We start from the raw sequence: 26,339 nt of genomic DNA, 5'->3' as shown, positions 1-26,339 counted from the left end.
AGATTGTATAAGAGACAGGCCCCGGTGCTGCCCGCGATGCCCGCGATGCCCGCGATGCCCGCGATGCCCTCGATGCCCCGGCTCGCGGCCGTGCCCCGGCCTCCCGCGCCGCCCGCGCCTCCGGACATGGAGGACGGCGACACCTTCGCGTACCTCTCCGACGGCCGGACGATGATCTCCGGCTCCTCGGACGACGTGCACCTGGCGCGCACGTTCAAGCAGAAGGGCAAGGACATCATCTTCGTGCGCCGCAATGACAAGCCCTTCCTGATCCGCGACCCGCAGACGCTGGAGCAGGTGCGCAAGCTGATGGAGGAGTCCGGGAAGCTGGGGGATGCGCAGGGCGCCCTGGGCCAGCAGCAGGCCGCGCTCGGTCAGAAGCAGGCCGCGCTGGGCCAGAAGCAGGCGGAGCTCGCCTATCCCCAGACGCAGCTCGCCGCGAAGCACGCCGCCATCGCGTCCAGGCACGCGGACATCGCCGTGGAGCGCGCCCGGCTCGCCACCCTCTCCAACGACACCGAGCGCGAACGCCAGGAGGCGGGGCTGGACAAGCGCGAGGCGGACCTCGACCGGGAGCGGGCGGCCCTCGACACGCAGCAGGAGGAGATTGGCCGGAAGATGGAGGCGCTCGGTGAGCAGCAGGAGAAGCTGGGCGCGGAGCAGGAGAAGCTGGGCGCGGAGCAGGAGAAGCTCGGCCGGCAGCATGAAGCCCGCGCCCGTGAGCAGGCGAAGAAGGTGATGAGCCTCGTCGACGAGGCCATCCGCAAGGGCCTGGCCGAGCCTCTGCCCACCTGAGGACGGAGGGCGCGACCCCCACGGTGACGGCGCACACTGGCTTCCCTATACCGGGACCCCAAGTGTGAAGTCGTGAAGCCCGTCCCGGAGGTCGCCATGTCCGCCGCCGTCCCGCAGCACACGTCTCGCACCACCATCGACATCCTGGTGCGCCGGGTCCGTCAGGGCTCGGGCGCGTGGGCGAAGCTTGCCCTCACGGAGCGCATCCGGCTCCTGGAGGACCTGCGCCGCGCGTACGCCGCCATCGCGGAGCCGAGCGTACGAGCGGCCTGCGAAGCCAAGGGCATCGACCCCGGCGGGCCCCTCGCGGGAGAGGAGTGGCTCGCCGGGCCCGTGGTGGTGATCCGCAACCTGCGCCTCCTCGCGGACTCGCTGCGCGACATCCAGAAGCACGGCGTGCCCGTCATCCCCCGCTCGCACCTGCGCACGCTGGAGGACGGGCGGCTCGCCGCGAAGCTCTTCCCCCGCGACGCGCTGGACGGGATGCTGCTGCCGGGCAACGTGGGCGAGGTCTACTTCCAGCCCGGCGTCACCGCCGACAACCTGCGCGAACACCAGGCGTCCTTCTACCGCAAGCCCCACAAGGGCCGCGTGTGCGCGGTGCTGGGCGGCGGCAACGTCAACTCCATCCCCCCGCTGGACTGCCTCTACAAGCTCTTCGTCGAGGGCACCGTCTGCGTGCTCAAGATGAACCCCGTCAACGCGTACCTGGGGGCCTTCCTGGAGCAGGCCTTCGCCCCGCTCGTCGCGCGCGACGCGCTGGCCATCATGTACGGCGGCGCGGAGGAGGGCGCGCAGCTCGTGCACCACGACGCGGTGGACGAGGTGCACATCACCGGCAGCGACCGCACCCACGACGCGCTCGTGTGGGGACCGCCCGGCCCGGAGTCCGACGCGCGCCGCCAGAAGAACGAACCGCTGCTCGCCAAGCACGTGTCCAGCGAGCTGGGCAACGTGTCCCCCGTGGTGGTGGTGCCGGGCCCGTACTCGGACGGTGAGCTGCGCTTCCAGGCGGACGACATCGCCGGCATGGTCGCCAACAACGCGTCCTTCAACTGCAACGCAGCGAAGTTGCTGGTGCAACCCAGGGACTGGAGCCGGCGCGGGCACTTCGTGGACCGCATCCAGGCAAGCCTCGGCCAGGCCCCCGTGCGCCGCGCGTACTACCCGGGCGCGGACGAGCGCTGGCGCCAGTTCACTGAAGGCCGCGCGAACCTGCGGCTCGTGGGCACGCCCGGCGAAGGCGACCTCGCGTACGCGCTCATCCCCGACGTGGACCCCGCGAACGCAGGGGACCGCGTCTTCCGTCAGGAGCCCTGGTGCACGGTGTTGTCGGAGACGGGGCTGCCCGGCTCGGACGCCCCCGTGGCCTTCCTGGACGCGGCGGTGGCGTTCCTCAACGAGAAGGTGTGGGGCACCCTCAACGCGACGCTCATCGTCCACCCGAAGTCGCTCAAGGACCCGAAGGTGATGGCCGCGGTGGAGAAGGCGGTGCGCGACCTGAAGTACGGCACCGTGGCCATCAACACCTGGCCCGCCGCGGCCTACGCGCTGGGCAGCCTGCCCTGGGGCGGCCATCCGTCCTCGTCGCTCCGGGACATCCAGAGCGGGCAGGGCTGGGTGCACAACGCGCTCATGCTGGAGGACATCGAGAAGGCGGTGGTGCGCGCCCCGCTCAAGTCCCTGCCCGCGCCCCCGTGGGTGCCGGGCCACCAGGGCCTGGCGGACCTGGGCCGCCGGCTGGTGGAGTTCGAGCAGTCCCCCTCCTGGTGGAAGGTGCCCGGCATCGCGCTGGCCGCGCTGCGACGGTGAAACACGGCTGAGACTTCCTGGAGGCAGGCGGGGAAGCTGCCTTTCAGGAGGGCCGTGGTAGGTAGAGGGCCCATGGCATCCAGGTACGCGCAAGAGGGTGGGCAGTTGCTTCAGCAGGGCCAGCCCGCGGAGGCGGTGAAGAGCTTCCAGAAGGGCCTGTCCATCGACCCGAAGGACGTGGACTGCCTGATGGGCCTGGTGCGCACCCACCTGAGCACCGGCGCCGCGCAGGAGGCCCAGGGCGCCGTGACGCGCCTGTTGCAGGTGCAGCCGGACAACACGGAGGCGCAGGCCCACCTGGCCATGCTCAAGGCCCAGGCCGGGGACCCGGTGGCGCTGGTGACGCTCAAGGCGCTGGCCGCCGCGCCCACCGCCGGCTACTTCGAGCGCTTCAACCTGGGCACGCTCCTGGCCGAGCGCGGCGACCTGGACGGCGCGAGGGCCGCCTTCGAGGCCGCGCAGGTGGTGGCGCCCCACAGCGTCTATCCCCACTTCGAACTGGGCCGCCTCGCGGTGCAGCGCAAGGACACGGCGGCGGCGGTGGAGCACTTCCAGCAGGCCGCGTCGCTGGCGCCCCAGGAAGCGCTGCCGTTCCTGATGTTGTCGCGCGCGCACGCGTCCAATGGCGCCGTGGGGCTGGCCATCTCCGCGGGCGTGCAAGCGCTGGAGCACGCGCGGGGCAAGACGCGCGTGGCGGTGTTGCAGGACCTCTTCCGGCTGTACCTCCAGGCCAACAGCCAGGATGCCGCGCGGCGCACCATCCAGGAGCTGCGCGAGCTGGACCCCACGCACGTCCAGTATCTCCACCTGCAGGGGCTCGCGGCGCTGTTGGCCGGAGAGCTGGCGGAGGCCAGGGCCCTCTTCGAGGAGGCCCTCCAGCGCGCGCCGCACCAGTGGGACGTGCGCCACTCGCTGGCGCAGGCGCACGAGGCCATGGGCAACCGCGAAGAAGCGCGGCGGCTCCTGGAGGAGACGGTGGCGGCGGCGCCGAACGAGCCCGGTCCCACCAATGATCTGGTGCGCCTGCTGATGGGAGACCAGGACCATGCGCGGGCCCGCGTGCTGCTGGAGCGGGTGCTGGCCCTGAACCCCAACGATGCGCTCACGCACCTGAACCTGGCGCGTGCCCACCAGCCCTTCGACCGGGCGGAGGCCACCCGCCACGCGAAGCAGGCCCAATCGCTGGGCGGGGACGACACCTTCCAGGAGCAGGTGGCGCGGTTCCTGTCGGACCTGGGCTCCTGACGCACCCCGTCTTCCGCGCGCCCCCGGCCGTGCCTACCTTCAGGCACGGCCGAAGCAGGGCAGGCAGGGAGGCGTATGCGCAAGGCGGAGCAGGCACTGATTGAGCAGTTGGAGGCGCGCTTCCGGGAGGTGACGCGTCTGCTCTACGACACGACCATCCCCGCGAGGGTGCTGGACGAAGAGCTGATGCCGCTGATGGCGGAGCACGTCACCTTCACCGACCCCTGGCAGAAGGGCGGCGGTAAGGAGACGTACCGCAAGGGCGCGGCGGGCTTCCACTGCATGCTCCGCTTCGACTTCGACATCTTCCAGCTCAACGTCCAACTGGAGCCGGACGGGAAGAGCGGGCGGGCCATCGTGGACGGGGTGATGAACCTGAAGCAGTTCGCCTGGCTGTACACCTACCCGCTGCGCACCATCCTGGTGTTCGACTTCACGCTCCAGCGCGGCGAGGACGGCGGGCAGGTGCTGCCGCTCATCCACGCGCACGAGGAGATGTGGAGCTTCGGCGACATGATCGCCAACGTGCCCGGCGTCGGGAAGGCCTACGACGTCTTCCGCAACGCCTTCAGCCACGGCTTCCTCGCGGCGTCCGCGGTGTGCGGACGCCTCAAGCGGGGATGATCTTCTCCGCCTGGAGCTGACGCATCAGCGCGACCATGGACTCGGTGCTGTCCAGGTGCATCTCCTGGAAGCCGAAGCGGCGGGCCTTGTTCACGTCGAAGAACGCGTCGTTCTCCACGTGGAAGATGAAGTCGCCGAAGGCCCAGTTGGCCAGCTTCTTCAGGCCGTGCGGGTGCAGGCCGTGGCGCTGCGTCAGCGCCTCCCAGACGGGGGATTTGTCCTTCATCGCCTCGGTGAGGGAGAAGGGCTGCGGGTCGGCGCACTCGATGCCGAACGCGTCCGCGATGCGTGGGAAGACCTGGCTCCAGCGGAAGACGTCGCCGTTGGTGATGTTGAAGAGCTCCCCTGCGCACGCCTCGTTGAGGGCGGACCACTCCATGGCCTTGGCGAGCACCGTGGCGTCCGTCACGTTGGCGAGGATGGAGTACGCGCGCGGCGTGGGTCGGTCTCCTTCGCGGGTGTCTTGGAAAGGCCGAACTGCGCGCCGTATGTCTTGCCACCCTGGATGAAGGAGACGTGGCGGAAGCCCGGCGCGTGCTTCTCCAGCGCCTCCACGGTGTTGCGCAAGAGGGCGACGTTGACCTGGGTGAGGTCCGCGGCGTCCGGGCGCTCCTGGTACGCGGCGAAGAAGACGTGGGTGACGTCGCGGAGCCAGTCCGAAGCGCTCCCGAGCGAGTCTGGCGACTGGATGTCCACGGCTCGCCCCTCGCCAAGCATGCGTCCGCATGACGATTTTGGGGCAAAAGGGCCGTTTTCTAACGGTTTCTACAAAAATGTAGCGGTGCTAAGCGCTATAGGCCCCTCACTATCGATTTCTTCAACACGCCCTGGAACATGCAATTGAGTGCAGGGAGTGTAGGTGATTTCTACACCTGTAGGTTGAAGGGCTCCAGGAATGTTTTCGGGCAGAGGCACCCCCATCGGCTACGCGAAAGCCATCGCGGATCACAACCTCGCGGTCATGCCTCCGCATCAACTCTCGTCCTGCGCGGCGGTGGCGGGCAAGCACGTGGAGCGCAAGGAGGGGCGCGAGTTCGTCACCTACCCGAGTTCCTACAATCCGGGCCCTTCTCTCTGTGACCATCTGGAGTTCGCGCTCAAGCACGAAGGCGTTTCCCTGGAGGTTCTCGCCGCGTTGTTCCGTGCGGTGGATCAAGGGCCGTTCGAGGACGAGTTGTGCCGCCATATCCAGGCGCGGCCCACGGGGCAGAACACCCGCCGGCTGTGGTTTCTCTACGAGTTCCTCACGGGGCGTGAGCTGCCCCTGGAGGACGTGGCCCAGGGCAACTACGTCGAACTGCTGGATCCCGAGCGCTACTACACAGCAGCGCCCGTGAACAGTCGGCGGCACCGGGTGCGCGACAACCTTCTGGGCAATGTGAACTTCTGCCCCATGGTACGCAGGATACCTGCCCTCCAAGAACTCGAGGCAAAACGGCTTGCGAGTGAGGCCGCCCAGATTGTTGCGTCCTACGACGAGGATGCCCTCCGCCGTGCGGTCGACTATCTCTACACGAAGGAAACCCGCTCCTCTTTCAACATCGAGCGGGAGAAGCCCAGCCAGAAGCGCGCCGCGCGGTTCGTTGCCCTCCTGCGTGAGCTTCCCGATAGGACCTCACTGAATAGAGCCGCGCTGGTCCAGATGCAGAACGTGATCGTGGAGGAGCGCTTTGGGGAGCGGGGCTACCGCAAGGCGCAGAACTACGTGGGCGAGTCCGTGGGAGTAGGACTGCGTCAGCGAGTCCACTTCGTTCCGCCGCGTCCCAAGGTGGTCCCCCGCTTGATGCGGGGACTGCTCTCCTCGTTGGAGCGAATGATGGCTTCCCAGGTGGAGCCCGTCGTTCATGCGGCCGCCATCTCCTTTGGTTTCGTCTTCATCCACCCCTTCGAGGATGGCAACGGTCGGCTCCACCGGTTGCTCATCCACTACATTCTCTCCAGGGCGGGATTCACCCCCAAGGGGCTCATCTTTCCCATCTCCGCGGTCATGTTGCAGAAGCGACAGCAGTACGATGCCTGCCTTGAGTCCTTCTCCAAGCCGCTGATGACCCTGCTGGACTACACGGTGGACGAGGATGGACACCTTTCGGTGAAAGGAAGGACGAGCGGCTTCTATCGCTACGTCGACTTCACGCGCATGGCGGAGGACCTCTATCTATGGACCGAGGAGACCATCCGCACGGAGTTTCGCGACGAGTTGGACTTCATCGTTCGCTACCGCAAAGCCCGCGAGAAGCTGGATGACCTCGTTGAGATGCCGGATACGTCGCGCAATCGCTTCGTTCAGTTCTGTCTCCAAAATGGAGGCCGCTTGTCGGCAGGCAAAAGGGCCAAATACTTCAGCGCCCTCACCGACGACGAGGTGCGGGCCCTGGAGCAAGTCGTTCAGGAGCTCCTGATGACTCGCGCCGGTCCCCGCCCGATTTGAGAAGGCGCCTCGCGCGTGGGGGCGCGGCGGGCCCGTGTCCTCGCCGCCAGGGTCGCGCTACTGGCTCCGCTCTCAGCGGCGGACACTGTCTCGGCGGTGCCCGGGGGTTTTCACCCAGGGGGGGCCGCCTCAAGCGGGCCACGTGAGCTGGCGCCTCAAGCGGGGATGATCTTCTCCGCCTGGAGCTGACGCATCAGCGCGACCATGGACTCGGTGCTGTCCAGGTGCATCTCCTGGAAGCCGAAGCGGCGGGCCTTGTTCACGTCGAAGAACGCGTCGTTCTCCACGTGGAAGATGAAGTCGCCGAAGGCCCAGTTGGCCAGCTTCTTCAGGCCGTGCGGGTGCAGGCCGTGGCGCTGCGTCAGCGCCTCCCAGACGGGGGATTTGTCCTTCATCGCCTCGGTGAGGGAGAAGGGCTGCGGGTCGGCGCACTCGATGCCGAACGCGTCCGCGATGCGTGGGAAGACCTGGCTCCAGCGGAAGACGTCGCCGTTGGTGATGTTGAAGAGCTCCCCTGCGCACGCCTCGTTGAGGGCGGACCACTCCATGGCCTTGGCGAGCACCGTGGCGTCCGTCACGTTGGCGAGGATGGAGTACGCGCGCGGCGTGGAGGGGAAGCGCAGCGGCACGCGCAACGCCTTGCACAGTGATGCATACACGCCGATGAGGTTGCCCAGGTTCATCGGGTTGCCCACGGCGAGTCCCATCATCATGTCGGGCCGGAGGGCGGTCCAGCTCCAGCGGCGGCCCTTGGAGGCGTCGCGCAGGTAGTCCTCCTGGTCGTAGTAGAAGTTGGGCGGGAAGTGGCGCGGGTCGGTCTCCTTCGCGGGCGTCTTGTAGAGACCGAACTGCGCGCCGTACGCCTTGCCACCCTGGATGAAGGAGACGTGGCGGAAGCCCGGCGCGTGCTTCTCCAGCGCCTCCACGGTGTTGCGCAGCAGGGCGACGTTGACCTTGGTGAGGTCCGCGGCGTCCGGGCGCTCCTGGTACGCGGCGAAGAAGACGTGGGTGACGTCGCGGAGCCACTCCGAAGCGCTCGCGAGCGAGTCCGGCGACTGGAGGTCCAGCGAGCGCACCTCCGCGCGCGTGGCGAAGTCCGGCGCGGCGCGCGACACGGCCTTCACCTTCCAGTCCGGCCGCGTGTCCAGGTGCGTGATGAGGTTGCGGCCAATGATGCCAGTGGCGCCCAGCACCAGCGCCGTGTGCTTCGTCGTCATGGAGAGGTTCTCCGAAAGATGTCTGTCTTCAGCGGCCAAACAGCCCGCGCCGCTTGGCCGGCGTGGCCTGCTGCCCGCCCTGCACGCGCGACAGGCGCTGGCCCAGGATGCGGCTCATCTCCAGCGCGACGGCGGGGTTGGCCATCATCACGCCCCGGAAGTCCTCGCGGCCCACCGCGGCCAGCTCACTGGGCGCGGTGGTGACGGCGGTGGCGTTGCGCGGCTCGCCGGTGAGCAGCGCCAGCTCCCCGAAGAAGCCGCCCTGCTTCACCGTGGCCACCGTCTGCCGGGCGCCGTCCTTCATCGCCACCTCGCCGGTGACGACCACGTAGAAGGTCTCTCCCGCGTCGCCCTGGCGGAACAGCTCCGTGCCCGCGGGCAGCTGGAGCAGCTCCGCGCCTCGCGCCACGTTCTCCAGCTCCTCGTCACTCAGGGGCGCCAGGAAGTCCAGCTTGCGCAGCGTTTGCGCCAGCGTGGACGCCAGCCCCGCGCCCAGCGGCGGCTCCGCCGTGAGGAACTCCACCGCCTTGGCCACCTGCGTGCGGCGCGCCACCAGGATGACGTTGTGCCCGGCCTTGAGCTGCGTGTTGCCCTCCGGCAGCGCCGTGTGCCCCTGCGGATCCACCAGCGCGATGAAGATGCACTCGCGCGGGAAGCCCTCCAGGGCCCGCACCTGCGCCACCGTCTGCCCCGCCACCCGCGCGCGGGACGGAATCGCCAGCTCGAACAGGAGCGCGTCGCCGCTGCTGAGCGGCAGCGACCCGGACACCTGCGGGAAGTCGATGGCGGTGGTCATCTTCGCCACGACGACATCCGCCTCCGCCACCAGCTCCTTCACGCCCGCCAGCCGGTACGCCTCGCGGTAGTTCGTGTCCAGCATCCGCACCATCAGGCGCGCGCTGGACACCGAACGCACCAGCATGGTGAACGCCAGGTTCGCCGGGTCGTGCGCCAGCACCGCCGCCGCCACGTCCGCGTTCCCGATGCCCGCCGCCTCCAGCACGCGCGGGTTGGTGGCGTCGCCGCACACCGTCACCACGCCCACCTCCTCGAAGAGGCGCGCGCAGATGCCTGCATCACGCTCGATGACCGTCACCGTGTGCTGCTCCGACACGAGCCGCGCCGCCAGCGCGCCGCCCACCCGTCCTCCCCCCGCGATGACGATCTTCATGACGCCTTGTGCTCCTTGCTGTCCTTGCTCGCGCTGCCGCCGTGCAACACCTTCTCCAGGTCCAACATCCGCGCGTCCAGGTGCGCCAGCATCTCCTCCGCCGTCGCCTCCGGGATCAGCCCGTTGCGCCGCGCGCCCTGCAACGCCGTGCGCTCCGCGTCGATGAGCCGCCTGCGCATGCTCAACAGGTCCTTCGCCCCTTCCGCCAGGTGCTGCTGGCTGATGCGGCGCAATTCCCGCTCCGCCCGGGCGATGTTCACCTGGTACTCGCTGCGCAGGTGCTCATAGGCCGCGCGCGGCAGCAGGCCCTGCGTGTGCAACGCCTCCAATTCCACGTGCGCCGCGCGGCTGGCGATGAGCCGGCCCCGCTGTCCCGCCATCTCCAGCGCCACCGCGTCCTGCTGGAACAATCCCAGCCACTTGAGCGCGCCCGTGAGCATCAACCCCTGGCCCACCATGGACACCAGCGTCACGCCGAACGCGATGGCGATGAGCTGCTCGCGCGCGGGCGTCGTCGGCGGCAGGCCCAGCGCGAGCCCAATGGACAGCGCGCCCTTGATGTTGCCCACCAGGAACACGTGCTGCCAGCGCAACGGGATGCTCTCCGAGGGCCTGAGCCAGCGCAGCAGCAGGAAGGGCAGGTAGATGGCCACCGCGCGCCCCAGCACCACCGCCACCACCGCGATGCCCACGCCCGGCAGGTGTCCCTGGAGCGCCTCCGGCCGCGTGTCCAGGCCCACGGAGAGGAACAGGAACGTGTTCACGCCAAAGGTGGCGTACTCCCAGAAGGAGTGGATGGCCACCTGGCTCTGCGGCGCCACCTCGCGCCGCAGCGTCACGCCCACCGCCAGCCCGGCGATGACGGCGGAGATGGCGCCCGACAGATGCACCTCCTCCGCCAGCACGTAGGACGCCAGCGCCACGGCCGTCGTCACCATGATCTCCGCGAGCGGATCCTCCGCGCGCCGGATGATGAAGCCGCCCAAGAGGCCCATGGCCAGGCCCACCATCGCGCCGCCCACCGACGCGAGCAGCACGTGGCCGCCCACCGAGCCCAGCGTGGGCGCCTGGCCCCCGGCCACCACCGCCGCGATGGCCGTGTACGCCACCAGCGCGGTGCCGTCGTTGAAGAGGCTCTCCCCCTGGATGATGCCCGCCAGCCTTCCAGGCACCGGCGCGCGGCGGAAGGCATACAGGATGGACACCGTGTCCGTGACGGCCAGGATGGAGCCCAAAAGCAGCGCGGGCCCCCACGCCAATCCCAGCATCAGGTGCAGCGCGGCGCCGGTGGCGCCAATGGCCAGCACCATCCCCAGCGTGGACAGCAACCCGATGGGGACCGCGTTGGCGCGGATGCCATTGAGGTCCGCGCTGATGCCACCCTCGAAGAGCAACAAGGGCAGACAGATGAGGAACACCACCTGCGGGTTGAGCGGCGGCACCCCGGGCAGCAGGTGGCCCACGGAGATGACCAGGCCTCCCAGCACCAGCGCGACGCTGTACGGCACGCTGGCCCGCTTGGCGGCGATCGCCAACGCGATGGCCGCAACCATCAGGCCGATGAGGATGGGGACTTCCGGCAGCACGTCGACTCCATCAAGCGCCAGGGGATGGTGGAGTTTTCCAGAATCGGGGGGCGGGTGCACGGGCACCGTGCCCTTTTCGTCACCCGGCCTGGATGGGTGTCCATGGCCCGTCCGCCTGCCTTCCCACGCCCGACGTGGACCCTGGCGGGACGGCGTCCGCGTGGTACAGCTGGGCCACTGATGACCCCCTCTCCCCCGGTGCTTTCGGTCCAGGCGCTGCGCAAGACGTACGGCGAGCGCGTGGCCGTGGACGGCATCTCCTTCGGCGTGGGCCGCCGTGAAATCGTGGGCCTTTTGGGGCCCAACGGCGCGGGCAAGAGCACCACCATCAACATGCTGCTGGGCGTGCTCCAGCCCTCGTCCGGCACCATCCACATTGAAGGCGTGGACCTGGCGTCGCACCGCGTGCAGGCGCTGGAGCGCACCAACTTCGCCGCCGTCTACGCGCCCCTGCCGGGCAACCTCACCGTGGCCCAGAACCTGCGCGTCTTCGGCCTCATCTATGGCGTGAAGGGCCTGTCCGCCCGCATCGAGACGCTGCTGGAGGAGTACGACCTGCGGCGCTTCCGCGACACCAAGTGCGGCGTGCTGTCCTCGGGCGAGCAGACGCGCGTGTCCCTGGCCAAGGCCATGCTGAACCAGCCCCGCCTGCTGCTCCTGGATGAACCCACCGCGTCGCTGGACCCCGCCACGGCGGTGGACATCCGCACCCGCATCCAGGCCTTCGCCTCGCGGGGGGACAGCGGCGTGCTGTGGACGTCGCACAACATGTACGAGGTGGAGGCCGTCTGTGACCGCGTCCTCTTCCTCGCGCGCGGCCGGGTGTTGCTCCAGGGCGACCCGAAGACGCTCCCGCGCGAGCACGGCAAGGCGTCCCTGGAAGCGCTGTTCATCGCCGTGGCCAACGAACCCCTGGCCCTGGAAAGGCAGCCGCTGCCATGAAGCCGAGCCGTGTCGCGGGCATCGCGCTGCGCCAGTACTACCTCTACAAGGGCAACTTCGCGCGCGTCGTGCCGCTCTTCGCGTGGGTGGCCATCGACATGGTGCTGTGGGGCTTCATGACCCGGTACCTCAACAGCGTGAGCACGTCCGGCTATGACTTCGTGCCGGCGCTCTTGGGCGCGGTGCTGCTGTGGGACTTCTTCGCCCGGGTGATGCAGGGCGTGACCATGGGGTTCTTCGAGGACGTCTGGTCGCGCAACTTCCTCAACGTCTTCGCCACGCCGCTGTCCCTGCCGGAGTACGTGAGCGGCCTCGTGCTGACGAGCATCGCGACGAGCGCCATTGGCCTGCTCGTCATGCTCCTGTTGTCCACCACGGTGTTCGGCCTGTCCTTCGCGGCCTACGGCGTGATGTTCGTGCCCTTCGTCCTGGTGCTGTTCCTGTTCGGCATCGCGCTGGGCATCCTCAGCAGCGCGCTGGTGCTGCGGCTGGGCCCTGCCGCGGAGTGGTTCGTCTGGCCCATCCCCAGCCTGCTGTCGCCCTTCGTGGGCGTCTTCTATCCGCTGTCCACGCTGCCGGAGTGGATGCAGTGGGTGGCCCGCGCGCTGCCCCCGTCCTATGTCTTCGAGGGCGTGCGCACGCTGGTGGCGGGAGGCGAGTTCTCCGGCGCCACGCTCGGGTGGGGCCTCGCGCTGGCCGTGCTGGACATCATCCTCGCCGGCCTGTGCTTCCAGTGGGTCTACCGCTACGCGGTGCGCACGGGCCTCTTGGCCCGCTACAGCGCCGAAAGCGTGACCTGACGCCTCAGCGCCGGATGCGCAGCAGCAGGTCCTTCTTCGCGCCGCAGCTGCCCCGGCCATCGCAGTTGCTGGTGGTGACGTACAGGTGGCCGTCGGGGCCCATCAGCACGTCGCGCAGGCGGCCGTGGGTGCCTTGCAGGTAGACCTCGTGCCGGGCCACCCGGCGCGGCGCCTGCGCGTCGAACACCACCCGGTGCAGGTGCGTGGAGCCCAGGGTGCCCACGAGCAGCGAGTCCTTCCACTCCGGAATCGCGGTGCCGGTGTAGACGGCGGCGCCGCCCGGGGGCATCGCGTCGTCGAAGGTGAGCGACGGGGTGATGCGGCCCTCCTGTGTCTCGCAGGAGTAGATGCCGGGCCAGCCCAGGTTGTCGCCCGCCTGCACCACGCTCACCTCGTCGTGCGCCCGGCGCATGGTCTCGCCGCTGGGCCCGTGGTCGGTGAGGTACAGCGTGCGGGCGTCCTTCCAGTCAAAGCCTTGCGTGTTGCGCACGCCCAGGAGGAACGCGGGGGAGTTCGGAAAGGGATTGTCCTGCGGCACGGCGCCGTCGGGCGTCAGCCGGAGCAGCTTGCCCGCGGGGTTCGCCGGGTCCTGGGCGAAGTCCGGCTCGCGCGCGTCCCCCGTGCCCACGTACAGCATGCCGTCCGGGCCGAAGCGCAGCCGTCCGCCGTCGTGGTAGGTCGCGGACGGAATGCCGCCGAAGATGACGCGCTCGAAGGTCGCGACCGTGCCGTCCGGGGACAGCGTCCAGCGCTCCACCCGGTTCTGCGCCTTCCCGTCCGCTTCGGTGGTGACGTACAGGTAGAACTGGCGGTTCGTCGCGAAGTCCGGGTGCGCGGCGATGCCCAGCAGGCCTCCCTCGGCGCTGCTCGCGACGGCCAGCGTGGCCACGGGCTGGGGTTGCAGGGTGCCCCCGCGCAGCAGGCGCACGCGGCCGGGACGCTCGGTGAGCAGCGCATCGCCCCCCGGCAGGAAGGCCACGCCCCAGGGGACCTCCAACCCTTCCGCCACCACGTCCACCGTGATGGGCACGGTGCCCGCCTGCCCCCAGCCGTCCTCCACCAGGACGCAGTCGGCGGCGGAGGCGGTGCCCTGGGCCTGGCTCTTGCGGCAGGCGGGGGCGGCGAGCACGCCGAACAGGGTGACGGCGGCGGACAGCAGCAGGCGGCGGGAGCGCATGCCGGAGAATCTAACGCACGCCACGGACCTGGAAGGGGGGCAGGCGGGCGCACCCCCCCGGGGGATGAGACCCGGGATGGCGTTGTCTTGGCCCCCGTCGTGGGCACCTTGCTCGGGCGGGTTCATCAGCACCCAAGGCATCCCATCCAGGCAGGAGGAAATCCCATGGCGCGCATCGCATTCATCGTGGCCAACGACTTCGAGGATTCGGAGTTCAGCGTCCCCTACGACAAGGTGAGGCAGGCAGGGCACGAGGCCGTCATCATCGGCGTGGAAGCAGGCAAGTCCCTCAAGGGCAAGAAGGGGACGGAGATCAAGACGGAGCGCGCGGTGAAGGAGGTGAAGGCCGCCGACTTCCACGCGCTGGTGATTCCCGGGGGCTATTCGCCGGATCACCTGCGCATGGACATCGGGATGGTCGGCTTCGTGCGCGACTTCTTCAAGGCGGACAAGCCCATCGCCTCCGTGTGCCACGGGCCGTGGATGCTGGTGGAGGCGGACATCGCGGACGCGCACACCGTCACGTCGTTCCCCTCCATCAAGACGGACCTCATCAACGCCGGCGCGCGCTGGGTGGACCGCGAGGTGGTGGAGGACGGCAACATCATCACCTCCCGCAAGCCGGATGACCTGGAGGCCTTCTGCGCCGCGCTGCTGCGCCAGGTGCAGAACGGCATCGCCCCGCGCATCGGCGCGCCCCAGCCCCCGGAAGCCACCGCGGACCGCTCGCCGCCCATGCACTGAGCGCTCCCGGCCAACACCCACGGTCCGATGTCAGCAATGGAAGGCCCCAGGCCCTCGGGACGCGACGCGCGCCCGGGGGCTTGGATTGTCAGCCCTTCAACCTTTGTGACTTGACGCGCCGCGCTGTGATGCCAAGGGTTGTCTTTCCGTTGTTCTGGAATTGTTCCTTCACATCGTTCTTGTGGGAGGGGTCGGAAACATCTTTAGTGGGTTACCCGTACCTCACATGCATCCGCCTTTTCCTGTATTTTACACCTGAGTTGCCATTATCCAGCTGAGCTGTTTATAGTCTGGTCCGAAGCGACTCGGACGCACCGCGCCATGCGGTGCCAGCGGACCCCCCTCCATGACCCTGGCATCCCGAACCGTGACCCTTCCGCCTCGACAGGTTGTCCGAGCGGTGCTCCACGAGGCGCTGGAGAGCAAGCTCGGAGGCGAGGTGGTGGTGAAGTCCCCCTCCATCTCCGGGCGCATCTTCGTGGTGGAGCGCAAGGTGGCCTGGACGGTCCTCACGGGCCCCGGCGCGCGCAGCTTCTCCACGGTGCTCGTGGAAGAGCGGCTGGTGAGCCGGGAGGACGTCGCCCAGGTGATGGCGGAGTGCCGCAAGAACGGCGGCAACTTCTGCGAGACGCTGGTGTCCTGGGGCCTGGTGGAGCGCGCCACGCTGCGCGACCTGTTGTGCCGGCACCTGGGGGGCCAGCTGGACGCGCTGCTGTCCGTGTCGGAGGCGCAGGCCCTCTTCGTTCCCCAACCTCGCTCCTACTCCAGCGAGATGACCTTCGTGCTGGACGAGCTGGCTGCCGCCACCCCGTCTGCTGAAGCACCGCAGTCCCAGCCTTCCCCCCCTCCCCCCGTCCTACTGGAAAGAGAAGCCATGGCGAACGTGAAGCAGTCGCTGGAAGATGCCTTGAAGATTGATGGAGCCTTCGCGGTGTGTCTCGCGGATGCGAAGAGCGGCATGACCCTGGGCAGCGCCGGCTCCCCGGGGTTCAACATCGAGGCGGCGGCCGCGGGCAACACGGAGGTCGTGCGCGCCAAGATGAAGACGATGCAGGCGGTGGGCATCAAGGACCGCATCGAGGACATCCTCATCACCCTGGGCGAGCAGTACCACATCATCCGTCCGCTCGCGACGCGCGAGGGCCTGTTCCTCTACATCGCGCTGCACCGCTCGAGCGCGAACCTGGCGATGGCGCGCTTCCGTCTGGCGGAGCTGGAGAAGACCCTCCAGGTTTGAGTCGTTGCGCCCGTGCAATGCCAGACATCTTTCGTGCTGGCGCACGGGCATGCCATGGTGGGACTCCTGCCTCACGATGCCGCAACCCCGTGGCGTCCGGCAGTCGGAGTCACTCCATGAAGCGTCTGCTCGCCGTGCTCTTCGTCACCGCCTCCCTGTCCGCGTCCGCGGGCCAACCCGTGAAGAAGGGTGACGAGTCGAACTCCGCGGCCCATCCGGGCAAGGAGGGCTCGGCGGCCTCCGAGGGCAAGGGCGGCGGCAAGGGCAAGGAGGCGCAGGCGCCCAAGGAGGGCAAGGGCAAGGGCAAGGCCAGCAGCGGCGGCAAGGGCAAGGCCGCGCGCGAAGCCGCCGAATAGCGGCCCCGGCCCCTGGGGCGAGCCGTCAGTGCTCGCCCACGCGCTGCTCGCCCGCTTCCACGCGCAATGCCAGACGGTTGCCGCGCGGAGGTAGCGGGCAGGTGGCGAAGCGGGAGAAGGCGCACGGCGGGTTGTAGGCGCGGTTGAAGTCCACGACGACGCGCCCGTCCTTGTCCGGCAGCGGCGTGGAGAGGAACCTGCCGGCCCCGTAGGTGGCGTCGCGGTTCGTCTCGTCGCCGAAGATGATGAACAGCTCGTCCGAGCCGCCCTCCTGCACCGGCACCACGCGGTGCTCCTTGCCCGCCACGGTGAAGACGAGCGTGCCGGGGGACTTCATCTCCTCCTGCATGCCCAGCACGTTGGGCACGGTGACGGTGCGCGGGGTGGCGTCCGGCACCAGCTTCGCCTCCACCCTCCACGCGGCGCTGGGTTCATACAGGGGGATGCCCTGGAACTTCTTGCGCGCCTCCGCCGCGGAGTCCTTCACGCGCACGCCCAGCCGGTCTCCCCGGCGGATGACCTGGAAGCTCACGCTGCCCAGGCGCAGCACGTCCGGCGCGCCCTTCTCGTCTGTCTTCAGCGCGCCTCCCGTGAAGGGCTTTCCCTCCCGCGTGAAGGCCGCGCCCGCCGCCGGCTGGAAGCTCACGCTGTCACCCGCGCGCTTGAAGGTGCCCGCCCGGGGCGGGACAGACGCGGGCAGGGGCACGGCGCTGTCCGGCGCGGAGCCGGCCGCCTGCTCGCCCTCCTCCAGCCAGGTGAGCCCCACCAGCGTGAGCCAGCCCTCTTCCGAAGACAGCCGCTCCAGGCGCTGCGCATGCCAGGCGCGGGTGGCGGCGACGACGTCTTCCCTGGCTGCGGCCTTGTCCTTCGGTTCGGAGGTCATCTTCTTCTTCTCGGCGGAGGGGGCGGCCGGCTTGGGAGGCGTCTTCGCGGGTGGCGCGGCCTGCAGCGCCAGGGACAGGACCAGGGCGAGGGTGCTCATGGGGTGTGATGTCTAACAGGGGCGGGCGGCTGGTTGCACCCCGTCCTCCCGCGTGCGATGGCCCCAGCCTCCTCCCGTGAACCTGGACCTGAGACCCGCGCCGCCCGCCGGTGCCTTCCGCAAGCTCGCGCTGGGGACATGGCGGACGCCGCGCGACCCGTCGGCCTATGCGTCGCTGGAGCTGCGCATGGAGCCGGCCCTCGCGTTCATGGCGGAGCACCGCGCACGCACGGGCCGCCGGCTGACGGTGACCCACCTGGTGGCGAAGGCCGCCGCGGACGCGCTGCGCCGCCACCCGGAGGCCAACGTCGTGCTGCGCGGCCAGCGCCCCTGGCAACGCGAGGACGTGGGCGTCTGCGTCCTGGTGGTGCAACCGGCGCAGGGGTCGTCGCGGGTGGACCTGACCACCGCCACCGTGCACCGCGCGGACGCGCTGTCGCTGGAGTCCCTGGCGGACGCACTGGAGGCGAAGGTGTCGCGCGTGCGGGCGCGCCAGGACGTGGAGATTGAGCGGGGCAAGCGCCGCTCGTCGCTCCTGCCCGGGTGGCTGATGGGCCCCGCGCTGCGGCTGCTGTCGTTCGTCTGGTACGGGCTGAACGTCAACCTGCGCCGGGTGGGGATGCCCTTTGATCCGTTCGGCTCCGTGGCGGTGACGAACCTGGGCTCGCTGGGGCTGGAGCAGGGCTACGTGGCGATGGTGCCCTACACCCGCGTGCCGCTGCTGCTAGCGCCGGGGCGCGTGCGGGACGAACCGGTGGTGGAGTCAGGGGCGCTGGTGCCGGGCAAGGTGATGACGCTCACCTGCACGTGGGACGCGCGCCTCCTCGACGTGGACCTGGCGGCGCGGGTGCTCCGGCACATCGGCGGGGCGCTGGAGGACCCCCGGGGGTGGGATGCACCCGTGGGCGAAGCGCGGTAGAACGGAGCCGTCAGCCGGAGGTAAATGCCATGTCCGTGGATCCCTACCGCCGTGTCCGCTCGTCCCGCCCCGTGGGGCGCGTGCTGGGCGGCCAGGACCGCTTCGAGAAGGAAGCGCTGGAAGGCCCCCCCGAGGGTCCCCTCGCGCTGGAGCGCCGCCAGCGCCAGTCCGGAGGGCCCCTGCCGGTGAACGGCGAGAGCCCCTTCGCCGCGAGGCTGCGCAAGCTGGGCGGGTCGGACCCCGAGGGCGGAGCGCGCTGAGCGGTCCCGCGAACCCCGGGTTCGCGGACCTTCCCCCCTTCCCGCGACACGCCGCTTCGGGCTAGGCACGGGCCTGACCGGAATCCACGCGGTCACTCACCGGGACGGGGAAACGCATGCGGAAGGCACACGTGGTGGCGGCATCCATGGCGGCGCTGCTGCTGGGGCAGACGGGCTGCTATCGCACCAGCATCGTCACGAACTTGAGGCCCGAAGAGGGCAGGCCCCACACGGACCGGCAGTGGTTCACGGCGGCGGGGCTGCTGCCCGTGTCGAAGGCGCCGGGCACCGAGTGCACGAACGGCATTGCCTGGGCGCAGAGCCGGGTGCTCCCCACGGACTTCTTCATCGAAGCGGGCCTGGTGATCGCGGGCTCCCTGATTGGCGCGGCGGCGTGCTCCGGCTCCGGCACGACGGACGAAGAGCGGGGCAACTGCGCGGCGGTGGGCGCGCTGATTCCCCCCCTCCTCATCGGTTCGCGCACGGTGACCTATGCCTGCGCCGCGAGCGACCAGAGCGGGGTGCTGCTGCCGGGCACGGGCTCGCGCCAGGAATTGCCGGCCCGTGTTCCGGACGAAGACAGCGCCCCTCCGCCCGGGTCTCCTACCCCTCCGCCGCTCCCGCCGTCCGGCTCCGTGCCGGAGACGAACCCCGGCCTCTGAGACACGCCCGGGACGTGGCGCGGAACACGCAGGCCCGCGCCACGCCCGGAGGATGTCTGTCTATTCGCCGCGCCGACCCTGGACGGCAGTCATCCCTTGGACTTCGTCCTTGGTCGAGAAGCGTCCTTCCGATTGTCGCTCCCATCCCAGGTGGCCCATGACGATGAACCCCGGACGCTGACGGCATAGCCAGAACGCGAGCGCGGAACAGACGAACAACAAGACGATGAAGGGTCCATCCACGGAGGGCCACCATTCCTGAACCTGCTGGGGCCATTGCAGCCGGAAGAAGATGGGGGTCAGATAGGTGAGCAGCGACAGAAGGGTGCCCACCACCATCCAGAACCCTTGCGACGACCGCTGTCGTCCGCATTTCTGGGCACCGAGCTGTACCCAGACGTTGCGGGATGCTCGCCCACCTCCATCGACCGCGCCCTCGGGTGAATAGGTGACCTGGAGGCGCAGGTCTCCTTCCTTCCCGTTCGTGTTGCAGTGGAGGACCCAGGTGCTCAGCGCCCGGAGCCGTGGTGTCACGACCTCGTAGCAACGTCGTTCCCGGTCGTCGAAGGTCTGCTGCGTTGTCCGGGCGTGGGGTCCACAGAGCAGTTGTGGCATCTCCATGAACCGGCCCTCTTCCAGGACCGGTTCGACCCGGATGGTGATGCGCCCCTCCAATGCGTACTCCTCGGCGTTGTGGAGCGCGAAGGTGTATCGGATGCGGTCCGAGTCAACATGCCGGCGCGCCAGGAGCTGTATGTCGGTGCGCAGCGCCAGCCGGATGATGGCGACCACGAGCATGGCGGGGGCGAGGAGGGCCGCTGCATAGCCATAGAACTCCGCGCTCATGAGGCTCTCTCCGTGGCGGATGCATTGCCCCGCGCTTGTTGCCAGCACCTCTCCAGGGTGTCTCTCAGGGACTGCTCAAGCACTTGGGAAACGATGCCAAAGGTTCGCGGCTGGGTCGCCGCCTGCTGCGGCAGGCACTGGCGTTTCAGGGTGATGGGGGACGCGGAGATGCACACCCATTGGTTGGCATACAGGCCCATTCGCAACCTCGCGTAGTAGGTCGACGAATCGTGATCCCGTCGCTGGGCGGGGATGACATCCTGATAGGGCTCGGCTTTGTTCCAGGGCCTGCCGTGTTCATCGACGCGGACGATGTGGGTGTCGATGATCTCCAGGTAGTCGACCTGGACGCCTGCTTCGTCCATCAATGCGCGTGTCTGGAGACCTCTGCCCAGTCGTAGCTTGCCCAGCTTGGGGAGCAGCAGGCCCAGGACGTCTTCGGCACGGTCATTGGCCGCCTCGACCCGCTCGTGCTCGTTGACAATGATGATTCCCACCTCCAGGTTCCTGAGCAGCTGTGTGATGGTCGCGGCCTCTCCCTCCAGGCGGGCCCGCGCCTGGCCTGTCACGACCAGGGCCATGCTGCTGACCAGGCAGAACAGCGTGATGAGGAATGGGATCTGCGCGTCCGGATATTGGATTCGCGGCGTGGTGAGCAGCCCCTGGATCTGCTGCGCCTCCACCTTGAGGGGGATGAAGAAGGCTGAGGTCTCCTGATCCAGGTCGAGGCGCGAAACCTGCTGCCCCAGTGCCTTGATGAGCAGGTCTCTGCCCCGGGCGCCGGAGCCCTCCTTCTCGACCAGCTTCGCGTTGAGGGCCGACACGAGCGCGGCGGTGGCGTGTGACGAGACTTCCGGGGAAGGGCCGGCCTGGGGGCCTTGCAGGGGCCGATGGCTCACCGACCCTGAGGTGAAGCGGCCTTCCTGGGAGAGCGTCGCCGAAACCTGCTGGACTTCCAGCAAGCGGCTGCGGGCCAGGTCCTCGCTGAAGGACGTCAGGGGGACCGTGTAGTCCGCGCAGATGATGCCCAGGAGGTGGTCTTGCCCATGTCCCTCCGGGCTGAAGGGTTGGGTGATGCTTTGGCAGCGCGTCCGGATGAGGCCCAGTCCGCCGTAGTCGAAATAGGCAGCTGAATTGAACTCGGAAGCCTCCGACTTGAGGAGCGCCTGGAAGTAGCTGGCGGCGGACCACTGGCGGGTGCGCTCAAAGAGTTCAGGGGAAACCTTGCTGTCCTTCTGGCACTGCCAGATGCGGATGAGGTTGTCGGGCGAGACGAAGTACGCCTGGACGAAGGCATAGGCTTCCGTGCTCGCCGCAGGACAGGTCTCGGGGATGAAGGGAAGGAGGGCATCGTCCATCAGCCGGGACAGCCAGTAGGCCCTTTGGAGTCGCCGCTTGACGCGGACTTCCTGGAGCGGTGCGCCCGCAGAGAGGTTCTCCAGGGAGGGGATGAACAGCTGTGTCAGCTTCTGGCTCCAGGCCTCTTGTTCACACAGCATGGGACCGAAGTCGTCGTCGTGGTGGGGATCCGGCTGAGTCGACCCGCGATGTTTGGCGGGACAGAGCTTCAATGGCAGTCTGTCCTGTGGGTGCCTGGCCAGCTGAAGGTCGAGGGCCGTGCGCTGCTGCCACTCCCGATCTGCCCGTCTCAGCAGGCTCGCGGACAGGCTCTTATGCAACTCCTCCGCCAACTCGGCGGCGCGTTCCTCTGTCTCGGGTTCGGGGGCCACGTCAATCCGCTGGAGTTTGGGCTGGGCGACGACGGTGGACTCCTCCGGGGCCTCCTTGACCTCCGGGACCTCCTTCGCGAGTTCATTGAAGAGCTTGAGGAACTGATCCACGCGGGTGCAGCCCACATGCTGGGGTGGGCACAGGGTCGCGGTACTGTCGTGGGGGGAATTGACGTCTCGGAGCAAGGCTGCCACGACACCGAAGTGAACGTCCTCCCGTCCCGCCTGATGCTTGCCCTTGAGCGTCGCTGACAGTTCCTGTCGCAGTTCGTTGTGATACTGGATGAAGGCCATGACCACCATCCGCCCTGTGATGAGTGCCACGCTCAAGAACAGCAGGGCCATCAGGTAGGGAACGAGCCCCGTGCGAAACGCGCTCCGGACGCGCGACACCAAAGCCTCGAAGAGGCGTTCTTCCCGCAGGGTCTGCCACCCCGCTTGAATTGCCGTCACCAGGCCCTGGAGAGGACCTCCCCAGCCCGCTTTGGACTCAGGCATTCTGGAATTCCTCCGGCCTCATCGGGAGAAGTCACTGCTCAGGGGTTGGGCTTCAGGTTGGCTTGGGGGGAGGGCTTGGCGAGGGGCTCCCTGATGGGGAGCCGAACCCGCCCCGGCCCTTCGCCGAACCGAATGCGCGCACGATGAGCTGGAAGAGGAAGGACTCCAGGACGAAGGCGGACGCAGCCAAGGCCGTGGTCAGCGCGTAGTGGGTCAGGGATTCGCCGTAGATCAAATCGTCTTGAACGTACAAGGCGCCTGCGACTGTCAGGTTGATTGCAAGGCAGATGATGAACCCGACAACGTCCACCGTCCCAAAGGAGAACCAGGTGATGGGCGAGCGCAACAGGTTGGCGCGGGCGAACTCCTCAAGAGCTCGAAGTCGTTCAATGGTGAAGGCCAGCCCGGTGGGCCGCCCGCCGGGCTGAGTGCGGATGGCCTCTTGCTCTTGCTTTGAGATGTTCCAGCGAAGGATCGCCAGGTGCTGAAGAACCTGTGCAGGCTCGGTTTCGAAGCACAGCGCCCTGCAGGTGCTGTTGAGGATGGGGATGATGGAGCCGCGCTGAGGTTCTGGAAAGAGCCCGGGGTTCGTCTCGAGAAGTTCCTGCTGCTGCCTGAGTTGTTGCAGGAGTTCGGTCAGTCGGTAGAGGACGATGAGTCTGCGCAGGACATGCCGGGAGGGATGGAGCGAAGCAGGATCTTCCAATTGCTTCAGTCGGTGCTCCAGACTCAGGAGATCTTCCTTGTAGCACTCCTGGACAGCGTCGGAAGTCAACCCAAGGGCTTTCGCCTCCAGGGCTTCAAGTGCTTTCGTGCCGACCCTCTGTTTGATCTGCTCCGTGAGCCGGTTGAACGCGGTCCGGCGCGTGAGCAGTGCACGAAGCGTCAGGTACAGCAGGGCTCCCAGGAAGACGAACCCGCATAAGACGCCGGGCCCCTGCCGGATATAGACGAGTATGCGCGTTTCCTCATCCGGGAGGTTTGCCAGGGCCTGTCCATCCGGAAGGATGAGCCGCAGGGTGCCTTCATGGCGGCCGGGCGTCAGTTCGTTGGGGTCCACTTGCGTGAACAGGTAGACCTCATCCCCCTGGCGTATCAGTCGCGGTGCGCCCAATGCAGCCGTCGTCAATGTCCTCGCGGTTTTTGATTTGGGAGACTCAGGGCGCACCAACTCCAGCTTGAAATCCTCCGTGAAGCGCTCCAGTTCGGGCGAATTGAACAGGATGCGGAACTGACGCATGCCCGGAACATCGTCGGCCAGGGGAAGCAGGTCCCGGAGCCAGCAGGCCCAGCAGCGTGTCCCGCGGAGGGGGGGTATTTCGGAAAACGCCTTGAATCCCGGTGGGGTCAACGCATGCACACGGACGGGGATCGTGATGCTGCGGGAGCCGCCGTTGGGCTGTGGCTCTACAGTCTCCAATACTACGATAAGACTGCCCGTGTAATACCCTTTCTTGGTGACCCCAAGGGCTTCCACTTCAATAATTTCATGAGCACCCTTTTCAAGCAGGCGACCACGCTCGATCTTGAGCCTGGCAATGAGGGTAGGTCCATTGCTCCCGCCGCCTCCTTCCCAGCCTGCGGGCCCGGGCAGGTCAAGCCTTGCGAACGGTGAGCAAGAGAACGGTGAGTAAGAGAACGGTGAGTGAGAGAACGCTGAGTGATAGAACCAGGCCTGGAGTGATTGCTGCTCTGAGACGAGCGTGAAGGTCTCTCGGAAGTCGCTCAGTCCAACGTAGCCGGTGATGTCGATTCCTCTGTCGGGGGACAGCAGGTTCTCCGGATCCGTCTGTATGTCGGAGAAATTCGGTGGCGGAGCTTTTTTGCCTTCCGCAGCCATGACGGTCGTCGCGATGCTCATCGCCAGGGCGCAAAACATCCACGGCATCCAGGACCGTTCCGGCTGAGTCATTGAAGCCCCCGCTTGTACTGGCTTCGCTCGACTTCAAAAACCCTGGTGTCCCCGGGTTGTCATGGACAAGTCATTCCCAGGGTGAAGGAGCTGACGTGAGGTGGGTTGGCTTCACCTTGGCGGATTCCATGAGGAAGCCCTGCCGGGCGGGGGATGCCAGGCAGGGCTCTTGCCGCGACTCAGTCGCCGCGCCGCTTCGTGTGGGCCCGCTGCGCGCCCTGCCGCGACTGGTTGCGCTGGACGCGCTTGTGCTCGCGCTGCGCGGCCGGGTCCGTCTGACGGGCGGCGAAGGCCTGCTCGCGCTGGAGCTTCTCGAAGTTCGCGCGCCGCTCCTCGGGGAGCGTGCCGGCCTTGACCGCCGCCGTCACCGCGCACCCCGGCTCGTTGCCGTGCCCGCAGTCATTGAAGCGGCAGCCCTCGGCCAGCGTGAAGACGTCCGCGAAGGCCTGGGCCAGGGACACCTTCTCGTCCTCGCCCCACAGCCCCAGCTCGCGCATGCCGGGCCCGTCGATGATGAGCCCGCCCTGGTCCAACACGAACAGCTCGCGGTGCGTGGTGGTGTGCCGGCCCCGGTCGTCGTCCTCACGGACGGGCTGGGTGACGAGCCGCGCGGCATCCAGCAGCTTGTTGGCGAGCGTGGACTTGCCCACGCCCGACGAGCCCAGCAGCACGCCCGTCCTGGCGGCCGGGAGCCGCGCGCGCACCTCCTCGATGCCCAGGCCCGCCTTCGCGCTCACCGCGAGCACGTCCACGCCGGGGGCCAGCGCCTGTACCTCCAGCACGCGCGCGGCGGCGTCCGGGGCGAGGTCCGCCTTGCTCAGGATGACGACGGGGGTGGCGCCGCTGTTCCAGGCCAGGGTGAGGGCCCGTTCGATGCGGCGCGGGTTGAAGTTGGCGTCCAGCCCCGCCACGAGGAACACCACGTCCACGTTGGCGGCGATGAGCTGCCCGTCGTGTTCGCTGCCCGCTTCGCGTCGCTTGAGGACGCTGCGGCGGGGCAGCACGACCTGCATCAGGGCCTCGCCGTCACCGGACGGCGGTTGCAGCAGGACCCAGTCGCCAATGGTGGGCAGGGACTCGGCGCTCTCGGCCTGGTGGAGGAGGCGTCCCGCGGCGCGGGCGAGGAAGGCCCGGTCGGCCGTCTGGACGGTGAGCAGCCCCCGGTGCTGGCGCACGACGCGCCCGGGGACGAGGGGGGTGTTGGAAGCGGACTGCGAGGTGGACAGCGCGAGGTCGAAATCGGGACCCCAGCCGAGGGATTCAAGAGACACGGAAGGAACTCCGGGCAGAGCGGTGCCTTGGCGCGCCGGGGGATGCCGGGACGCCTGGCGGGAACGGGGCTCGCGCTGCGACGGAGGGTGTTTCGGACCGGCTCAGCTGGCGAGCGCCCACGGAACGCAAGGGGCAGGGACCGCGTCGGCGACAAGGGGCAGGTTCATTTGGAAAGCCTCCTGGAGGTGCGCGGAGCCGGCGGCCATCGCCGGACCGGGGGGGACCCTACCAAGTGACGTTGCCTCTTGGCGACCCCCTCCGCAACGGCCCGTGCTTTCCCCCTTGCACCTCACGCGACGTGAGGTTGTACCCAGCTCATCCAGTCACTTTGGGAACACGTGGCTGGAAAGGGGTGAGGCATGCAGCACACGGAGCTGAAGGTCGGTGAACTGGCCCGGCGCACGGGGCTCTCCATCCGCGCGCTGCATCACTACGACGAGATTGGACTGCTCGAGCCCTCGGCGCACACCGCGTCGGGGCATCGGCTCTACACGGCGGCGGACATCGCCCGCCTGCATCACATCCTGTCGCTCAAGCAGCTCGGGTTCTCGTTGGAGGAGATCGCCGGGACGCTGGGCCGGGCGGACTTCTCCGCCCTGCGCGTGGTGGAGCTGCGGCTCCAGCGGGCACGGGAGCAGCTGGCGGAGCAGCGGCAGCTCTGCGAGCGCCTGGATGCCATCGCACGACAGTTGCGCGCGGCGGAGCCCGTCTCCGCCGACGACTTCCTTCAGACCATCGAGGCCATGACCATGTTCGAGAAGCACTACACCCCGGAGCAGTTGAAGGAGCTGGAGGCCCGTCGCCAGGCGCTGGGCGAGGACGCCATCAAGGAGGTGGAGGCCGAGTGGCCCCGCCTCATCGCGCGCATGCGCGAGGAGATGGAGAAGGGCACCGACCCCGCGATCGAGCCGGTGCGCGCGCTGGCCACCCGCTGGCGTGAGCTCATCCGCGCCTTCACCGGCGGCAACCCCGGCATCGAGAAGTCGCTCCAGACGATGTCCCAGCAGGAGCCCCAGATGGCCTGGCGCCAGGGCCGCGACCCCCGGCTGATGGAGTACGTGGGCCGGGCCATGGCCTGTCTGGACGCGTCGAAGTAAAGACAGACAACGGCGCCGGCCGTCAGC

At 68.4% G+C, this 26,339-nt stretch carries 24 protein-coding genes and 1 pseudogene; 14 read left to right on the top strand and 11 right to left on the bottom strand.

Translation table 11 applies throughout. The annotated features are described in order from the left end of the window. From D7X12_RS42790 to D7X12_RS03755, 4 genes and pseudogenes are all read left to right on the top strand, one after another. Positions 1-795, top strand: a pseudogene (locus tag D7X12_RS42790) (M56 family metallopeptidase); the annotation flags it as partial. Positions 796-891: 96 nt separating this feature from the next. Next, the gene (locus tag D7X12_RS03765; protein ID WP_120623894.1) at positions 892-2,607 is read left to right on the top strand and encodes an aldehyde dehydrogenase family protein; all 1,716 of its coding nucleotides are present in this window, start codon (positions 892-894) and stop codon (positions 2,605-2,607) included. A 72-nt stretch (positions 2,608-2,679) separates the two neighbouring features. Beyond that, positions 2,680-3,852, top strand: a complete 1,173-nt coding sequence (locus D7X12_RS03760; protein WP_120623889.1) for a tetratricopeptide repeat protein — start codon at positions 2,680-2,682, stop codon at positions 3,850-3,852. A 75-nt stretch (positions 3,853-3,927) separates the two neighbouring features. Next, positions 3,928-4,476, top strand: coding sequence for a hypothetical protein (locus tag D7X12_RS03755; RefSeq protein WP_120623888.1), 549 nt, complete (start codon positions 3,928-3,930; stop codon positions 4,474-4,476). Here the strand turns inward: D7X12_RS03755 and D7X12_RS03750 are convergent. Both D7X12_RS03750 and D7X12_RS03745 read right to left on the bottom strand, forming a co-directional pair. Beyond that, the gene (locus D7X12_RS03750) at positions 4,463-4,885 is read right to left on the bottom strand and encodes a Rossmann-fold NAD(P)-binding domain-containing protein (protein ID WP_120623887.1); all 423 of its coding nucleotides are present in this window, start codon (positions 4,883-4,885) and stop codon (positions 4,463-4,465) included. The two genes, D7X12_RS03755 and D7X12_RS03750, sit on opposite strands and share 14 nt — an antisense overlap. After that, positions 4,882-5,172, bottom strand: coding sequence for a Rossmann-fold NAD(P)-binding domain-containing protein (locus tag D7X12_RS03745; RefSeq protein ID WP_147443511.1), 291 nt, complete (start codon positions 5,170-5,172; stop codon positions 4,882-4,884). The genes D7X12_RS03750 and D7X12_RS03745 overlap by 4 nt, the downstream gene beginning before the upstream one ends. 199 nt (positions 5,173-5,371) lie before the next feature. Between D7X12_RS03745 and D7X12_RS03740 the strand changes: the two genes are divergently transcribed. Then, positions 5,372-6,904, top strand: coding sequence for a Fic family protein (locus tag D7X12_RS03740; protein ID WP_120623885.1), 1,533 nt, complete (start codon positions 5,372-5,374; stop codon positions 6,902-6,904). Between the two features lie 155 nt (positions 6,905-7,059). On the opposite strand, the gene D7X12_RS03735 is transcribed toward D7X12_RS03740, so the two are convergent. The 3 genes from D7X12_RS03735 to D7X12_RS03725 are packed head-to-tail and all read right to left on the bottom strand — an operon-like array spanning position 7,060 to position 10,878. Further along, a complete protein-coding gene (locus tag D7X12_RS03735; protein WP_120623884.1) occupies positions 7,060-8,121 on the bottom strand; it encodes an SDR family oxidoreductase in 1,062 nt (353 codons plus the stop codon). Between the two features lie 28 nt (positions 8,122-8,149). Further along, positions 8,150-9,292, bottom strand: coding sequence for an NAD-binding protein (locus D7X12_RS03730; protein WP_120623883.1), 1,143 nt, complete (start codon positions 9,290-9,292; stop codon positions 8,150-8,152). Beyond that, the gene (locus D7X12_RS03725) at positions 9,289-10,878 is read right to left on the bottom strand and encodes a cation:proton antiporter (protein WP_120623882.1); all 1,590 of its coding nucleotides are present in this window, start codon (positions 10,876-10,878) and stop codon (positions 9,289-9,291) included. The genes D7X12_RS03730 and D7X12_RS03725 overlap by 4 nt, the downstream gene beginning before the upstream one ends. A 180-nt stretch (positions 10,879-11,058) precedes the next feature. Between D7X12_RS03725 and D7X12_RS03720 the strand changes: the two genes are divergently transcribed. Together D7X12_RS03720 and D7X12_RS03715 are read left to right on the top strand one after the other, a co-directional pair. After that, complete coding sequence (locus D7X12_RS03720; RefSeq protein WP_120623881.1) at positions 11,059-11,820, top strand: ABC transporter ATP-binding protein; 762 nt, start codon at positions 11,059-11,061, stop codon at positions 11,818-11,820. Next, positions 11,817-12,620, top strand: coding sequence for an ABC transporter permease (locus D7X12_RS03715; protein WP_120623880.1), 804 nt, complete (start codon positions 11,817-11,819; stop codon positions 12,618-12,620). Before D7X12_RS03720 ends, D7X12_RS03715 begins: the two co-directional genes overlap by 4 nt. 4 nt (positions 12,621-12,624) lie before the next feature. Here D7X12_RS03715 and D7X12_RS03710 read toward each other — a convergent pair whose 3' ends face one another. Beyond that, positions 12,625-13,797: a PQQ-dependent sugar dehydrogenase gene (locus D7X12_RS03710; RefSeq protein WP_120623879.1), complete on the bottom strand. Its 1,173-nt coding sequence runs from the start codon at positions 13,795-13,797 to the stop codon at positions 12,625-12,627. Positions 13,798-13,962: 165 nt separating this feature from the next. On the opposite strand from D7X12_RS03710, the gene D7X12_RS03705 reads away from it, so the two are divergent. From D7X12_RS03705 to D7X12_RS42785, 3 genes are all read left to right on the top strand, one after another. Continuing rightward, entirely contained in the window at positions 13,963-14,541 is a 579-nt protein-coding gene (locus tag D7X12_RS03705; RefSeq protein ID WP_120623878.1) for a type 1 glutamine amidotransferase domain-containing protein, read from the top strand. A 400-nt stretch (positions 14,542-14,941) separates the two neighbouring features. Continuing rightward, positions 14,942-15,778 carry a hypothetical protein gene (locus tag D7X12_RS44030; RefSeq protein ID WP_244224330.1) on the top strand — a complete coding sequence of 279 codons (837 nt, stop codon included), beginning with the start codon at positions 14,942-14,944 and terminating at the stop codon, positions 15,776-15,778. Between the two features lie 116 nt (positions 15,779-15,894). Then, positions 15,895-16,134: a hypothetical protein gene (locus tag D7X12_RS42785; RefSeq protein WP_158619948.1), complete on the top strand. Its 240-nt coding sequence runs from the start codon at positions 15,895-15,897 to the stop codon at positions 16,132-16,134. Positions 16,135-16,159: 25 nt separating this feature from the next. Here the strand turns inward: D7X12_RS42785 and D7X12_RS03690 are convergent, their stop codons facing one another. After that, positions 16,160-17,116 (bottom strand): DUF1684 domain-containing protein, encoded by a 957-nt coding sequence (locus tag D7X12_RS03690; protein ID WP_120623877.1) that lies wholly within the window; start codon positions 17,114-17,116, stop codon positions 16,160-16,162. A gap of 76 nt (positions 17,117-17,192) precedes the next feature. Between D7X12_RS03690 and D7X12_RS03685 the strand changes: the two genes are divergently transcribed. The 3 genes from D7X12_RS03685 to D7X12_RS03675 all read left to right on the top strand — a co-directional run bounded on the left by D7X12_RS03685 (position 17,193) and on the right by D7X12_RS03675 (position 18,957). Further along, entirely contained in the window at positions 17,193-18,035 is an 843-nt protein-coding gene (locus D7X12_RS03685; protein WP_120623876.1) for a 2-oxo acid dehydrogenase subunit E2, read from the top strand. A 29-nt stretch (positions 18,036-18,064) separates the two neighbouring features. Continuing rightward, positions 18,065-18,295, top strand: coding sequence for a hypothetical protein (locus tag D7X12_RS03680; protein WP_120623875.1), 231 nt, complete (start codon positions 18,065-18,067; stop codon positions 18,293-18,295). A gap of 116 nt (positions 18,296-18,411) precedes the next feature. After that, the gene (locus D7X12_RS03675) at positions 18,412-18,957 is read left to right on the top strand and encodes a hypothetical protein (protein ID WP_120623874.1); all 546 of its coding nucleotides are present in this window, start codon (positions 18,412-18,414) and stop codon (positions 18,955-18,957) included. A 60-nt stretch (positions 18,958-19,017) separates the two neighbouring features. Here the strand turns inward: D7X12_RS03675 and D7X12_RS03670 are convergent, their stop codons facing one another. The 4 genes from D7X12_RS03670 to rsgA form a co-directional block, all read right to left on the bottom strand. After that, positions 19,018-19,803 carry a hypothetical protein gene (locus D7X12_RS03670; RefSeq protein WP_120623873.1) on the bottom strand — a complete coding sequence of 262 codons (786 nt, stop codon included), beginning with the start codon at positions 19,801-19,803 and terminating at the stop codon, positions 19,018-19,020. Further along, positions 19,800-22,031, bottom strand: coding sequence for a hypothetical protein (locus D7X12_RS03665; RefSeq protein WP_120623872.1), 2,232 nt, complete (start codon positions 22,029-22,031; stop codon positions 19,800-19,802). Before D7X12_RS03665 ends, D7X12_RS03670 begins: the two co-directional genes overlap by 4 nt. Before the next feature lie 52 nt (positions 22,032-22,083). After that, positions 22,084-23,910 carry a hypothetical protein gene (locus tag D7X12_RS03660; RefSeq protein WP_147443510.1) on the bottom strand — a complete coding sequence of 609 codons (1,827 nt, stop codon included), beginning with the start codon at positions 23,908-23,910 and terminating at the stop codon, positions 22,084-22,086. Between the two features lie 212 nt (positions 23,911-24,122). Further along, positions 24,123-25,214 (bottom strand): ribosome small subunit-dependent GTPase A, encoded by a 1,092-nt coding sequence (gene rsgA / locus D7X12_RS03655; protein ID WP_120623870.1) that lies wholly within the window; start codon positions 25,212-25,214, stop codon positions 24,123-24,125. 360 nt (positions 25,215-25,574) lie between these two features. Between rsgA and D7X12_RS03650 the strand changes: the two genes are divergently transcribed. Further along, the gene (locus D7X12_RS03650) at positions 25,575-26,312 is read left to right on the top strand and encodes a MerR family transcriptional regulator (protein ID WP_120623869.1); all 738 of its coding nucleotides are present in this window, start codon (positions 25,575-25,577) and stop codon (positions 26,310-26,312) included. Positions 26,313-26,339: the final 27 nt, after the last annotated feature.

The organism is Corallococcus sicarius (assembly GCF_003611735.1).
Taxonomy (GTDB): Bacteria; Myxococcota; Myxococcia; order Myxococcales; family Myxococcaceae; genus Corallococcus; species Corallococcus sicarius.
Note: the sequence above shows the minus strand (reverse complement) of the source record. Positions and strands in the feature narration are given on the sequence as shown.

Bases quoted from the DNA above. Each gene is read 5' to 3' on its own strand.
- D7X12_RS03765 (WP_120623894.1), top strand. From the start codon at position 892: ATGTCCGCCGCCGTCCCGCAGCACACGTCTCGCACCACCATCGACATC.
- D7X12_RS03760 (WP_120623889.1), top strand. From the start codon at position 2,680: ATGGCATCCAGGTACGCGCAAGAGGGTGGGCAGTTGCTTCAGCAGGGC.
- D7X12_RS03755 (WP_120623888.1), top strand. From the start codon at position 3,928: ATGCGCAAGGCGGAGCAGGCACTGATTGAGCAGTTGGAGGCGCGCTTC.
- D7X12_RS03740 (WP_120623885.1), top strand. From the start codon at position 5,372: ATGTTTTCGGGCAGAGGCACCCCCATCGGCTACGCGAAAGCCATCGCG.
- D7X12_RS03735 (WP_120623884.1), bottom strand. From the start codon at position 8,121: ATGACGACGAAGCACACGGCGCTGGTGCTGGGCGCCACTGGCATCATT.
- D7X12_RS03730 (WP_120623883.1), bottom strand. From the start codon at position 9,292: ATGAAGATCGTCATCGCGGGGGGAGGACGGGTGGGCGGCGCGCTGGCG.
- D7X12_RS03720 (WP_120623881.1), top strand. From the start codon at position 11,059: ATGACCCCCTCTCCCCCGGTGCTTTCGGTCCAGGCGCTGCGCAAGACG.
- D7X12_RS03715 (WP_120623880.1), top strand. From the start codon at position 11,817: ATGAAGCCGAGCCGTGTCGCGGGCATCGCGCTGCGCCAGTACTACCTC.
- D7X12_RS03710 (WP_120623879.1), bottom strand. From the start codon at position 13,797: ATGCGCTCCCGCCGCCTGCTGCTGTCCGCCGCCGTCACCCTGTTCGGC.
- D7X12_RS03705 (WP_120623878.1), top strand. From the start codon at position 13,963: ATGGCGCGCATCGCATTCATCGTGGCCAACGACTTCGAGGATTCGGAG.
- D7X12_RS42785 (WP_158619948.1), top strand. From the start codon at position 15,895: ATGAAGCGTCTGCTCGCCGTGCTCTTCGTCACCGCCTCCCTGTCCGCG.
- D7X12_RS03690 (WP_120623877.1), bottom strand. From the start codon at position 17,116: ATGAGCACCCTCGCCCTGGTCCTGTCCCTGGCGCTGCAGGCCGCGCCA.
- D7X12_RS03680 (WP_120623875.1), top strand. From the start codon at position 18,065: ATGTCCGTGGATCCCTACCGCCGTGTCCGCTCGTCCCGCCCCGTGGGG.
- D7X12_RS03675 (WP_120623874.1), top strand. From the start codon at position 18,412: ATGCGGAAGGCACACGTGGTGGCGGCATCCATGGCGGCGCTGCTGCTG.
- D7X12_RS03670 (WP_120623873.1), bottom strand. From the start codon at position 19,803: ATGAGCGCGGAGTTCTATGGCTATGCAGCGGCCCTCCTCGCCCCCGCC.
- D7X12_RS03665 (WP_120623872.1), bottom strand. From the start codon at position 22,031: ATGCCTGAGTCCAAAGCGGGCTGGGGAGGTCCTCTCCAGGGCCTGGTG.
- D7X12_RS03660 (WP_147443510.1), bottom strand. From the start codon at position 23,910: ATGTTTTGCGCCCTGGCGATGAGCATCGCGACGACCGTCATGGCTGCG.
- D7X12_RS03650 (WP_120623869.1), top strand. From the start codon at position 25,575: ATGCAGCACACGGAGCTGAAGGTCGGTGAACTGGCCCGGCGCACGGGG.